Source organism: Chryseobacterium sp. SC28, assembly GCF_003932955.1.
Classification (GTDB): domain Bacteria; phylum Bacteroidota; class Bacteroidia; order Flavobacteriales; family Weeksellaceae; genus Epilithonimonas.
Genome location: NZ_QOVY01000020.1, coordinates 1 through 13,736, shown reverse-complemented (window position 1 = coordinate 13,736; position 13,736 = coordinate 1). Strand labels below are relative to the sequence as shown.

The following is a 13,736-nucleotide window of genomic DNA, read 5'->3' as shown; positions in this document are numbered from 1 at the left end:
AATAATTAATACGTTGGATGATTATAATGCCACTCTCTTCGTTTCTTCAAAAATATGAAAATTGCCCAAGGTAGACTCAAGCCTACGATCACAAAACTATACCACAAAATAATACCCCAGATTCCGAAAAACCGACCAAACAAAAAAATTCCTACACCAATCAAAATGGCAATTACAATAGAAAAATAGAGAAAAGGTTCTTTTTTGTGGCACCTTAAATAAATTGCCAGTCCTGCCACAAATTGATTGACTATAATTGAAAAACCTAATAACGATAATAATGTGAATGATAAAAATCTCTTTGAAAAATCAAAATTATATAAACTCGAAATATAAAGGAAAAACAGAAAAACTAAAACTCCAAGAAATGAAACCACAGTTGATTGCAACACTGTATTTCTAAAAATCCTATCCAATTTACTGTATTCTTCATTGGCTATTAGTACAGAAAACGAAGGTATTTTGGTATTTAACCAACTCAGAGAAATACTTTGAATTCCGTTAAATATTGCTAAGGAAAGTCCCATTTGACCCGCCACGATAGCGCCTTCTGTTGCAAAAACTACTGGATTGAAAAGCTGATAAATAAAATATCCACTGATCCAACTTAATGATATCTTCCACTGAAAAGGGAGAATTTCCTTTTTGTAATTCACTCTTTCGGATCCTATGTTTTTCCAAATATTTATGAGTACATTTTTCCTGTAGCTGAAAAATATAAATATTGGAATTACTAATAGAGATAAAAAATTGGCAATTGGACTTGAAAAAAGATGAAAATTCAGTGACAGAAGAGAAAGAACGAGGCATGCTTGTAATGTATACTGCACCAGTCTGATCAATGCTATTTCCTTGACTTTTCCTAATCCTTCTAAAAATGATAAAATAGGAGTTAGCAAAAGATTTACACTACTTGTAAAAACCAAGATAATCCAAGGATAAAACCAATTAATTGGATCTTTACCATAATGACTAAAAAAAATATAACCAAATAGACTTAGCACAACAAATAGGCAAAGGCTCAGAACAGAAAACCATTTCACAGATAAATGAAGCAAAGAAGAAATTCTTGATAAGCTTACTGGGTCTCCTTCTAGCCTTTCCTGACTTTTGAAATTTAACTTAGCAAATTCATGCGCTGTAAACTGTGTAATGATCGAAGTCAATCCTAATTCGAAAAAGACTTGTAAAGCTAAAATACTTCCGAAAGTGTAAAAATAACCTTGCTCTATTTTATTCAAAAATCTAACAACAAAAAATATACTTAGAAAGCCGCCCGCCCCCTGAACCAGTCGGCTCGCAACAGTAAATATTACCGCAGTATTTAATCCTGATTTATTAACAAGAGCATTAACAAATTTACTATGCATTACATTACATATTGAATATTTTCTGCCACCATTTCTTCTCGTCTGCCTGATATCCGTATCCATATTTGTTTCCGTATCCAAAATTGCTTTTGTGGACGTCGTTCAAAACAAATGCTACATTAGTGAGTTTGTTCGCACTGATATTTTCATTGGCAAAGCCGATAAATGATTTCTCCGTCACTTCCGAGCGGGTGACATACACTGTAACATCTGCAACATCAGCAAAAAGGAAGGAGTCTGTCACCAGCATCAGCGGCGCAGTGTCCAAGATAATGTATTGATAATCTTCTTTCAACGACTCGATTAATGCGTGATATCTGCCGTTCTGCAGCAGATCCGCAGGATTGGGCGGGATGCTGCCGGAATAGATGAAATCACAATTCGGGTGAAAACCGCTTGGGTGGATGATGGCGCGCGCATCTGCAACATCAGAAATCAAATATTCCGTCAGTCCTTTGACGCCTTTCTTCTCCGGATTATATCTCTGCAATTGCGGATTCCGGATATCACTGCCGATGACGAGCACCTTATTTTTGGTGGAAGCCAATGCTATGGCGAGATTCACCGATACGAAGGTCTTGCCTTCGCCCTTTACCGTGGAAGTGACAAAAATATTTTTTGCGACATTATTTCTCGGGAGCATAAATTTGATATTGGTAACCAAAATCCGGAACGATTCTGCCAAGGGCGACAGATCATTGGTGGTAATCGTGTCTTTTTCCTTTCTGTTCAGGCGCGGAATTTCTGATAATACCGGAGTGGTGGTGAGTTTCTCCAGATCGTGCTTGCTGACCACCTTATTATTAAGCAACTCTTTGATATAAATATATGCAAATGGAATGAGAAATCCCAAAACCCAAGCGACCAAAATCCCAATCAACTTTTTTGGAGCCACCGGTTTTTTCAGTATATAGGCGTGATCTACCACTCGGGCTTTATCGTCGGTCATAGCCATAGAGATGGCCGCTTCCTCGCGCTTCTGCAATAGCAGCAGAAAAAGATTTTCCTTTATTTGTTGCTGGCGTTCGATGTTTCTGAATAACCGCTCCTGTCTTGGTATTTTCTCTATTTCTTTTTTCGTAAAGCTGTTTTCTCCGTCAATTTGGTTTTTGGTCGTATTGAGATTGGCAATATACCGCTGAATGCTTTCGCGCATAGCATTTTTAAGACCCGCCAATTCTTTGGTCACCTCCTTGACCAAAGGGTTCTCGGGAGTTGCATTTTCCAACAGCCGGTTTCTGTCCATCACCAGTTTGTTGTAGGCGGCGATATTGGAGGTAGCCGTCGGGTTATCCAGACCAATATTCGTAGGGAGCACCTGAAAGGATCCGGCTTGGCTGTCTATGAATCCCAACAGCATTCTGCCAATTTCGATCTGGGTTTCTACCTCCAGCGCTTTCTGTCTGGTTTCGACAGAGGTCTGCAGATTTATTTTGGCTTCTGTACCGATATCGACAATATCATTATCGATCTTGAATCTCTCTTTATCGGTTTCTACCGTTCCTAATTCTTTTGAGATGACATTAATTCTTTCGTCGATGAAATCTTTGGTCTTTTTGGATTCCGAATTTTTGTCCTTTATCGCATAGCTGTTATAAATCAAAACCAGACGGTTTAGTATATCTCTTATTTTGTCTTTGTTTTCTCCCGCTATTCCCAAGTTTATGACCGTTGCATCCTTGTCTGCCAGATCTACTTCTAAGGATTCTTGGTAATCATTGACTGTGCTAAATAAATCCGAATAGGTAAAATAGAAATCGTCAAGATCTAATTTTTTGACTTTTTTCCTGTTGAATTTGGGATTTTTTACGATAATGAAATTGGCATAAGGCAAACTGATCGTTTTGTTGAAGGTGGTGCTAATGTCTTTTTTAAACTCTTCGGAAGAGAGCGTGATCTTATCGCCTTTAATTTTGATGTCAATCGGCTTTTCGGGCAACTCGGCATACTGTTTTTCGTTGATCACAATAATGTTGAAAGGCGTCGTATCCTTGTACAGTTCTACATCATAAAATGCCTCACGGGAATAGATGGCAACCTGCAGTTTCAGTTCTTTGGTCGCATCTTCGATAATCTTTTTGGACTTGAAGATTTCCAATTCGTTCTCGATGCTGTTGGTTCCCATCCCCGCAAAGCCGCCTAAACCGGCCAGCACGCCAAAATCTCCGGATGCGCTGGACATTTTCTTGGCATCTTTGATCAAAACAGATGATTGCGTTTTGTAAACGGGCGCCGTAAATTTGATGTATATAATCGCTAATAATGTCGTAAGAATAAGCGAGAACAGAAACCACCGCCATCTTTTGACGTAAGGCTTGATAATCTCTCTTAAATTGAATTCTTCTTCTTTATTGGTAACGTCCATTTAAGTCTTTATTTATGATTATAGCAAACAGTAATACAATTGCAGTATTCCTTTTTATTTAAAGGCGTTGAAAGGTTGGGGGTAGTTTTATCAGCATTCTTGAACAACATTTACTATCTGACCAAAATGGCTAAAACTCCTAAAATCACAGAGGCCACCGATATCCAAATACCAATCTGAGGGCCATAAGACGAAGCACTTTTTCTGACATTGTTCGGCGAAACGTAGATGACATCATTTTGTTTCACGTAGTAATAAGGCGAATTGAATAACTCGGCGTCGGTGAGGTCAATATAATGTTTGGTCGTCTCTCCGTCCACATTTCTTACCAGCAAGATATTCTTTCTTTGCCCATAGATCGTGAGATCGCCTGCTAAGCCTATGACATTAAGGATGGTGGTGGGCTGGCCGTCGGGGATGGGGATCACGCCGCTTCTGTTGACTTCTCCTAATACCGTCACTTTGAAATTGGCCATTTTGATATTCACGCCGGGGTCTTTGATATATCTGCGAAGTTTTTCTTTAAGTTCATCTTTAAACTGATCCAAAGTCTTTCCGGTCGTGTTCAAAGTGCCGAGAATGGGAAAATCGATGTTACCATTGCTATCCACGATGTAGGTGGGCTCCACCGTTGCACTGCGCGATGGCACGGAAGAAAACTGAGACATATCCGAGGAATAATAGTTCTGGTTGAAGGGCTTGGCCACCTCATTGTCTTTTGCAAGAACCGTTATTACCAGTTGGTCGGAAGGTTGTATGGTAGAATTATATTGCCGTTGAGACGTTTTGATAGCCACCTCTTCGATGTTTTGCATATAATCTATATCCTGCTTCGGCTTACAAGATACTATAATGACAAAAACAGGCAGACAAACAGCGAATAAATATTTGTTCATGAGTCTTAGGAAGATAATTTCATTACAAGTTTGCAAATATAGACAAACTTATTTATCTAACGATTCATAGATCGAATTATTGCTTTTGAATTCCTTTACGATGCATTTTAATACTTTTACGATCTCCTGCTTCTCTTCTTTCTTTGCATAATGTATGACTTGCTCCGTCAAGTCGTCAATCTCTTCAAAACACATCGACGGATCTTTGGAAATCATGATTTTCTCGTGCGAAGTCGGTAGGGTGCGGGCATTGTCGCTCAGCAGCTCTTCGTAGAGTTTCTCGCCAGGGCGCAGGCCGGTATAGATAATTTTTATATCGATATCGGGCTCGAAACCCGAGAGTTTTATCATTCTTTTCGCGAGATCCAGAATTTTCACCGGCTCGCCCATATCGAAGACGTAGATTTCACCACCCTGCCCCATCGTCCCGGCATTCAAAACCAATTCGCAAGCCTCGGCAATCGTCATAAAGTATCGCACGATGTCGGGATGCGTGATCGTAACCGGACCGCCTTTTTCGATTTGCTTTCTGAAAAGCGGAATCACCGAACCGTTGGATCCCAAAACATTCCCGAAACGCGTGGTGATGAATTTGGTGGTGTTGCCTTCGAAATTCTGAAGCGACTGCACCAGCAGCTCTGCCACCCTCTTGGATGCGCCCATCACGTTGGTAGGATTCACGGCCTTGTCTGTCGATACCATCACAAAGCGGTTGACTTTGTATTTGCAAGACAGCAAAGCCACATTTTTGGTTCCCAGGATATTGACGAGTACCGCCTCGTGCGGATTGTCTTCCACAATCGGCACGTGCTTGTACGCCGCAGCGTGGTAAACCATGGAGAAATTGTACTTTTTGAAGATTGGCTCCAGCCGCTCATAATTCGATATATCGGCCAGAATGAATTTAAAATTGATCTGAGGATACTTCTCTTTCATTTCCAGCTCCGTATCATAGAGCGGCGTCTCCGACTGATCCAAAATAACAATCTGCAAAGGCTCCAGAAGCGCCACCTGCCGCACAATTTCTCGTCCAATGGAGCCTGCTCCGCCGGTCACCAGCACGGTCTTTTGAAAATGTCTTTTCTTGACTTCCATGTTATCCAGCTTGATGGGCCGCCGATTCAGCAGATCTTCAATCTGTATCGTATTAATCTGTTGGATGATCTCGTTACCTCGCAGTTTCTGCATATTGGGCGCCTTGTAGATTTTCAGATTGTGCTCTAAAAATACCGTTACCCAGAAATCCAGCTCCTCTCTCTGCAAAGCTTCTTTGATAACCAATACCCCGCTCACTTCTTTGATTCCGTTCTTAAGATTGCTGATAAAGTCAGTTTTGGTCACAATCGGCCTGTCGAGCAATTTGATCCTGACTTTCTTGTCGTGATAGGATATAAAACCCTGGATGTCAAAGGGTAAATTGGGATTGGAAAGAACCAACTGGGCGATGGCAACAGAGGTATCGTCGTCTCCCAGAATATAGATTTTTTTTCGGGTAGCACTTCTTTTGTTTTCTTTGATGATGTTGAAAAAGCCTTTGACACAAAGTCTGAAAACAAATAGAAACATAGAGGACACCGCAAAATATAATCCCAAAAAGGGAATGAGAACCACCTTCTCGTGCGCTGCCAAATAATAAATATAATTGATGGCGGCCACCGTCGAAACGGCGCACAGATTCGACAGGAAAATCTTAAATAAATCCACGAAAGTAGAATGCCTGATGACGCCCAAGTAGGTTTTGAATACATACATATACAAAACAGTAACCGCCATTATAAAAATAAAAACAGACCACAGAGGAATTGTGGTGTAATGAGATACCTCTAAGCTCGAAATCAAAAAATGCGATACAATAAGTGATAAGAATACGATCAGCACATCGATCAACAAAATGACCCATCTTGGCAGAAATTTGAGATCTGCCAGATCCATCACATTATCATTAAGTGAAAATCTCTTCGGATTTTTATCCTTCTTCATTTTTTCTCGCTATATTAAAAATTAAATCGACTTACGACTGCCCGAATCCTCGTTTTGTCGTCGTCGTTCAGATTAGAGCCGGAAGGCAGGCAAAGCCCTCGATTAAACAATTCCTCTGCCACATTCTCCCCGTAATACCGGCATTCCCGGAAAACCGGCTGCAGGTGCATCGGCTTCCACAAAGGGCGTGTTTCTATATTTCTTTCGGCAAATGCAGCCGTCAATTCTTCTTTGGTTCTGGTCGTCAGGTTGGGGTTCAGCGTAATGCTCGTCAGCCAATGATTGGAATAGAAATCCGAATTGGCTTCCGTAAAAACATCCACGGCTTCTACATCGGCAAACAATTCTTTGTAGAAATCGTGATTGGCTCTTCGTTGCAATATTCTTTTTTCCAAAACTTCCATCTGGCCTCTCCCGATGCCTGCGCAGATATTACTAAGTCTGTAATTATATCCCACTTCCGAATGCTGATAATGTGGTGCGGGATCTCTCGCCTGGGTGGACAAAAATATCGTCTTGTTTTTCTGCTCTTTTGTGCCGGTCATCAAAGCGCCGCCTCCCGACGTGGTGATAATCTTATTTCCATTAAACGAAAGCACGGCAAATTCTCCAAAAGTGCCACATTTCCGACCCTTGTATTTGGAGCCCAAAGATTCTGCACTGTCTTCTACCAACGGAATCTCGTATCGGTTGCAGATCTCCAAAATCTCGTCCATCTTAGCAGGCATCCCATAGAGATGCACCACGATGACGGCTTTCGGCTTTTTGTGATTTTTGATCCTGTCCGCAATGGCCATTTCCAGATATTCCGGAGAGATATTCCAATTGGTTTTGTCCGAATCTACAAAAACGGGCGTTGCCCCCAGATATTTTATCGGATTGGCCGAGGCGGAAAAGGTGAAAGACTGGCAGAGGACCTCGTCGCCGCTACCGACGCCAAGCTGTATCAAAGCCAAATGCAATGCGGCTGTGCCGGAGCTGAGCGCCGCTGCATATTTGTTTTCTCCTAAAAAATCCTGAATGGCGATTTCAAATTCATCCACATTTTTCCCCAATGGCGCCACCCAATTGTGGTCAAACGCCTCCTGAATATATTTCATTTCCCCACCTCCCATGTGCGGTGAAGAAAGCCAAATTTTAGACTCCATTCCCGTCTTATTAGTTTTAAATTTCAATTTTTAAGGGTTTTAAAATTGACTCTTGACAAAGTTACTTAATTAAATTATAAAAATATTTCCAGCGGACCACTTGTTGCGCTTCAAATAATGGATCTAAATTGTCGGGAATTCTATGAATCCTTTTTTCCTCATCATCCTCTATCATAACGGTTTTCCAACCCAATATATTGGGCGTGACGAAATCTTTTTGGGGATTATCGGCTACGTAAATATAGTCATATTCATCTTCGACAAAAATTCTGAAATTTCGCTCATCTGGCTTTTCGGAACCCAATTCATCGGAGATGACGATCTTCTCAAAATAAGGCTCTATCTGCAAAGCATTTATTTTATTTCTCTGCGTGAGAGATCTTCCGTCGGTCACCAGCCCCATTTTTACCTGATCTTTTTTGAGCTGATCCAGAATTTCTCGCACACCTTTTCTAAGACTAATGTCGGGAAAATGTTCTCTGTACATTTTTAGAAGTTCTTCTTTTGTGCAGGAGTATTCTACGGATAGAAATCCGAAAACGTCTTCTTGATTTTTATATTTGGACAACATCTCGATCAATAAGTTTTGAGGATCTGCAGGGGAAAGCGCTTGAGCAATTTCTCTATAGGCGGACTTCAGAAAATCCAATTCGTAGTAAAGGGTGTCGTCCAGATCGAAAACGATATATTTTTTATTCATAATTTCTTACCAGAACTTCGGCATCGTATCTCAGCATAAGTAATCTGTCTTCCCAATCATCGGTGTAATGGATGGCTTTGTCTTCAAAATATTCTTCGATCAGCATTTTCGGATAGTTGGCGCCTGCTTCGTACGAAAGCGGATAACCGCCTCCAAAGCGTGGATTGATCTCGATAGCGATAATGTCTTGGTTGTCTTTGTTATAAAACAATTGGAATGTGATGCAGCCAATGGCACCCGGAATGGTACTGATTTTAGTTTTCAGATAATCCATAATGCTGTTTTTATCGGTGACGCCTTTATGGATTTCTCCACTTCTTACCGCAATTCTTTGTCTCGGTACGGCGCACGAAAGCTGATTTTTTCTGTTGTAGTAGCAGTCCACCGTATATTCTTTGTAATGATCGGGATCTATGTATTCCATAAACATAAATTTGGGTTGGCCGATATGGAAATCGGTCAGTTCAGACGCTTCTCTTATTATAAAAATATCCTTGCTCAGACTGCCGTCGAACGGCTTAATAAATAAGGGAAAAGAGGGCTGATGCTTATCGACAGGACGGGGAAATCGGATGTTATATTCTGAAAAAAAATGATTCAGTTCTCTTTTATCGCGGCATTGCTTTATGAATTTTTCATCCGAAATTATCAGGTGGATCTTCTCTGCTTGGAAAATTGGCTTGCTTTCCGATAAAATGCGCAGCTCGGTATCAATGGTCGGGATTATCATTCCGACGTTTTCTTTTTTACATATTTGCAACAATTCGGAGACATAATGGTCATCTGTCACACTGCAGATTTTATAAAACCCATCCGCCACTTGGCATGCGGCCGATAGCTCGGGACAACGATCTAAAGCTATCACTTTGGAGTGCGGATATTTCTTTTGAAGTTCCTTCTGAAAAGCTTTGACCAATGAGACTCTTTGTCCCGCCGATGTTATGATTATATTTGTCTTCATCGATTAATTTCCCTTGAAATCGTCTGCAGTTGCCTGCCCATCTGTATTGATACCTTCTCTTTTGAGCACTTTCTTGATGGTCATCCAAAATATTTTAAGGTCCAAAGCCAAGCTGAGATGATCTACGTAATATACATCGTAGATAAATTTCTGTTTCCACGTGATGGTATTTCGGCCATTTACCTGAGCCCAGCCCGTGATGCCGGGTTTGATGAGATGCCGTTTTTTTTGTTCTTCATTATAGAGCGGCAGGTAGCTCACCAAAAGCGGCCTTGGTCCTACGAAACTCATATCGCCTTTCAGAACATTCAGCAATTGCGGAAGCTCGTCGAGTGAGGTTTTCCGGACGAACTTACCCATTTTTGTCAGCCTTAATTCATCGGGGAGCAGATTCCCCTCTTTATCCTTTTCATCGGTCATCGTTTTGAATTTGACAATCCGGAAAACTTTCTCGTTCTTGCCGGGTCTGTCCTGTAAAAAGAAGACCTTCCCCCGATTGAAAATATACAACAGCAAAATTAATAAAATAAAAACAGGAGCAAGAAGGACGATCAAAACTAACGCGAAGGAAAAATCAAAAAGAGGCTTGAAGAAGTTTTTGTACATCACATCAAAATAAATCCGAAATTAAACAATTCCGGATTTATATATTTTAAATATTAATCTTTCTATTTTTTTTCTGGTAATAAAAGATCAAAGCAACCGCGCTTAGCAGCAACAACGGTAGGTAACCGTTGACGGGCACAGTCTCTCCGGGATTACTTGGTCCTCTTTCGAGCTCTCCCGAATCAGGCAAATCTGTAGAAGGTTCCGTAAAAACCTCGTCGTCGGGAACCATCGATGGAACTGCCTCTGCCTGAGCGGGCTCTGCGAGACGGGGAGCAACTTTTTCAGGCTCCGCACGGTCTTGGTCAAAGACGTTGTTTGAGAACTGCGCAAAAGACATCAGGCTGAATGATATATATAATAAGGTAAAATACTTTCTCATTGGTCGTTTAAAACTAAACATAATTTTCAAGCTGTAAAGATATAAAAATTTAATAAAATCTTAGATTCTCTATATTAAATATAATTAACGCTAATCTTCACAAGCTTATTTTATAATCTTCCTCGTCCGCATCTTGCCGGAGTTTTCTGCTTTGATGATATAAAAGCCATTCGCCAAGGCCGAAGCATCTATCCTAGCCGTTTTATCTTTCGAAGAAGTCGTGAGCACCATTCTGCCCGATGCGTCGTAGAGTTCTATTTTGCCTAAGGTGTAAGCCGATTTGATGACAAAATAATCCCCATCTCTGTACACCTCAAAATCCGATTTTGTGGCAGCATCTGTTCCCAAAACAACATTGTCCTTGTAAACAATCTCGAAACGCGTCTCATCGGTTCCTTTGCTTGTTGTAAAGCTGTAATCCTCTGTCGTCAGGTCGGTATATGTGTTGAGTAGTTTATCTCTCAGATAGATTTTTTGCGTGCTGGCAAAGATGCCCTCCTTGTTTTCCAAACTTATTTTGTACACACCAGCCTCATAATAATTCGCACCCAAAGGTACCACATCTTCCGTCGTGAAACCGGGTGATCTACCCTGAATCAGAAGACGCCTGCTTCCTAATACTGAATAGAATATATCCGAACTCATAGACAAAAGCTCTGCATCATAATCCGGGTCGAAGCCGTTGCTTGCGCCATTGATGTAGCCAATAAGCTGGGTGTTGGCAAGCAGGGACGGTGAAGTCAGACGGATCCAAAAACGAGGCGTCTCAGATCCATTTTTCTCGAAGAAGGTGCCGGGCGATGTCACCCGCAGATCCTGACCAGTACCATAGCTATTCTTAAAATTCAATAATCCTGATCCTACACTCTTTTTCTGAACGATGAAGCCTTGACCTACTTTTACGATCCCGTTAGGAACGGCCGTCAGTCCCGAGCCACCTGCTGCCTGTGTCGCAGCATTGCCGCCCGTGCCATTGTAAACCGCATAATTATTCCCCGTATAGTTCGAGCCCATCTGCGTTTTGGTGTACCCATTATTGGTCCAGAAATAGGCCGTGTTGTAGATCAAGTCGGAGTTTCCCGCATACAATTTTTCAAAATCGATGTTCGAAGGATAAGGATTGCCTATCAGGTTGTAGCCGATGCCCCCACTGCCCGACTCATTGCTTCGCTGGAGACTGATACTATAGTCGCCATTATTCGGAACGCCGGTGAAAGTGTAGGTTTTGTTGTATCCTGTCGGATTCTCGGGGTATGCAGCACTCACTTCCGCACGGACCGCATAACCCTTGCCGACTTTGAATGTCGTATCTAAAGTGCCATAGAACGTATCGTTGGATTCTCTATATTCAAAGAATCTGCTGGCAGGAGTACCCGGCGAGAATCCTGCGCTGCCCGTGGTAGCCTGGCCGCTCACCGGCGAACTCCAATACACATAGTCCATCTGAGTGGCTAATACATTGTCCATATCCGTTACGTCCCGCTTCGCCAACATTTTACCCGTATTGCCATTGACGGATACATTCGTCACCTGTATCAAGTTGGCATCGCTCTCCAGAATTATACCCGGGGCGGCGGTGTTGTAATTGGTTATGGCATCTTGCACTTTTACATAATTTCCTGAGGGTATGGTGAGTGAGACGCCATCATTAATAGTAAGAGTTTTTGCTGTGAAACTCTCGGTGGGTGATGTCAAATGGGTTGCGATGATTGCCGGACTGGTGATTACCGGACCTGTACCATTGTTCCATTCTCCAGCTGTTGCTCCCACATTTGCATTCCACGTAATTGTTTTGTTGATATTGAGCTTAAGACTTTTGTAGGTTGTGCCGTTCCATATTCCTCCACTTAATGGATCGCTTGTGTCCTCGGTACCACCATAAACAAAGGCCGTTTCTCCTTGTTTCCGAAACCGCGAAGCAATGTAGTAGGTTCCTAAGGGTAAATTTTGGCCAAATTTAGAAATCCAATATTCATCATTATTGTCAGTAAGGTAAGCTTGAGAAGTATTAAAATTAGCAGTTTGCCATTGACTTTCCGGCCATGTATTAGGATTCGAGTTGGTTGGGCTGTAACCTATCCAAGCTTGTGTTGGTGGATTAGCCTCCCCTGGTCCAGGAGTAGATCCGCTGATATATACCTGTGCAAAAACGTCTATTCCGATTCCTTCAAAAGTATCCAGCTCCTTTTTCGGATATTGTATATTGGCCCAATCGGCGGTATTAGAACTATTGACCGTCACCATCGAAACATTACTCACTGCTTTGTCGCACGATCCTGCTCCGGTAGAAACGAGTAAGTAGTAATATAAACTGCCGGCAGTGTAACTGTCTGGTACATAGGTGCTATCCGTTGCTCCAGGTATGGCAATGCCTCCGGCATTAGAATTGGTGGCATTCCTATACCATTGGTAGGATGTGATTCCTGCGATCCCTGTTGTGATGGTAAGCGGCGTCGTTGCTGCATAAAGATCTACGGTTTGGGATGAGGGTGATGTTGTAATGGTTTCCAATTTCACCGGACTTTGCACGACCCCCCCGGAGTAATAGGAATGGTTCTCAGAATAGAACTTATAGTAGTACGTTTGTCCGGGTACAATGGTATCGGTAAATGAAGTTTGATTGCCTCTATATATGACCTCAGATCCACCAATTGTGTTTCCTGCGTCATAAGCTGTACCCTGCGTAGGATTGGTGAAAGTTCCTGTCGTATTTCTCAGAATAATAACATCTTTTGAATTCCATTTAGACCAGTTTAAAGTTATTTGGTTCGTTGCGCTTGTGCAATTGTAAGCATTCGTGACGGGATTCTCTAATTGTTTTACATCAAAGTATGAGCAATTTCCGGCGGTCGTGCTTGCCGTCAGAGTTGTATTATTGTTCCAAGTATCATCAGAATAGGTCCAAGCATCTCCAGCATTTGCTCTTGCTCTTCCCACCACAAACCATGCACCGGTATTTGTAAATCTAAAATTACCGATATCCCGTCGTACTCGTTTGTTGGAGCCGGAGCCATCTTCGTACCAGAAGGCAGCTGCCCAGTCCCAACCCGTCGTTCCGTCTGCATTTTGACCAATCCCCGCCTCGGAGGAATTCCAAGAACTTTGCCCTATCTCATAATTGTAATACCAAGTTCCACCGGAGTTTATCCGATCTCCAAGATAATAAGTCCCGCCCAAAGGACGGCCTAATGTTAGATTATTGACATAGATCTGTGTGTAATCTTCCCCAAAAATAGGAATATTTAAAAATATAGTTTTTAATTTGGAAGACTATGAAAAACAGTAAATTTTCAGAAGTTCAGATTATTAAGATATTATCTGAACAAAA

The 13,736-nt window shown here is 41.8% G+C and carries 10 protein-coding genes; all 10 read right to left on the bottom strand.

Translation table 11 applies throughout. The annotated features are described in order from the left end of the window. Positions 1-5: 5 nt before the first annotated feature. The gene (locus DTW91_RS10575; protein ID WP_125203349.1) at positions 6-1,433 is read right to left on the bottom strand and encodes a lipopolysaccharide biosynthesis protein; all 1,428 of its coding nucleotides are present in this window, start codon (positions 1,431-1,433) and stop codon (positions 6-8) included. Then, positions 1,375-3,735, bottom strand: a complete 2,361-nt coding sequence (locus tag DTW91_RS10570; protein WP_125203348.1) for a GumC family protein — start codon at positions 3,733-3,735, stop codon at positions 1,375-1,377. Before DTW91_RS10570 ends, DTW91_RS10575 begins: the two co-directional genes overlap by 59 nt. 113 nt (positions 3,736-3,848) lie before the next feature. After that, positions 3,849-4,631, bottom strand: coding sequence for a polysaccharide biosynthesis/export family protein (locus DTW91_RS10565; protein WP_125203347.1), 783 nt, complete (start codon positions 4,629-4,631; stop codon positions 3,849-3,851). 48 nt (positions 4,632-4,679) lie between these two features. Continuing rightward, on the bottom strand, positions 4,680-6,611 hold the full coding sequence (locus tag DTW91_RS10560; protein ID WP_125203346.1) for a polysaccharide biosynthesis protein: 1,932 nt from the start codon (positions 6,609-6,611) through the stop codon (positions 4,680-4,682). A gap of 14 nt (positions 6,612-6,625) precedes the next feature. Further along, the gene (locus DTW91_RS10555; protein ID WP_125203345.1) at positions 6,626-7,759 is read right to left on the bottom strand and encodes a DegT/DnrJ/EryC1/StrS family aminotransferase; all 1,134 of its coding nucleotides are present in this window, start codon (positions 7,757-7,759) and stop codon (positions 6,626-6,628) included. A gap of 61 nt (positions 7,760-7,820) precedes the next feature. Next, entirely contained in the window at positions 7,821-8,459 is a 639-nt protein-coding gene (locus DTW91_RS10550) for an HAD family hydrolase (protein WP_125203344.1), read from the bottom strand. Next, the gene (locus DTW91_RS10545; protein ID WP_125203343.1) at positions 8,452-9,420 is read right to left on the bottom strand and encodes an ATP-grasp domain-containing protein; all 969 of its coding nucleotides are present in this window, start codon (positions 9,418-9,420) and stop codon (positions 8,452-8,454) included. Before DTW91_RS10545 ends, DTW91_RS10550 begins: the two co-directional genes overlap by 8 nt. Before the next feature lie 3 nt (positions 9,421-9,423). Continuing rightward, on the bottom strand, positions 9,424-10,026 hold the full coding sequence (locus DTW91_RS10540) for a sugar transferase (protein ID WP_125203342.1): 603 nt from the start codon (positions 10,024-10,026) through the stop codon (positions 9,424-9,426). 46 nt (positions 10,027-10,072) lie between these two features. Further along, positions 10,073-10,408: a hypothetical protein gene (locus tag DTW91_RS10535; RefSeq protein ID WP_125203341.1), complete on the bottom strand. Its 336-nt coding sequence runs from the start codon at positions 10,406-10,408 to the stop codon at positions 10,073-10,075. 105 nt (positions 10,409-10,513) lie between these two features. Beyond that, on the bottom strand, positions 10,514-13,585 hold the full coding sequence (locus DTW91_RS10530) for a T9SS type A sorting domain-containing protein (protein WP_125203340.1): 3,072 nt from the start codon (positions 13,583-13,585) through the stop codon (positions 10,514-10,516). Positions 13,586-13,736: the final 151 nt, after the last annotated feature.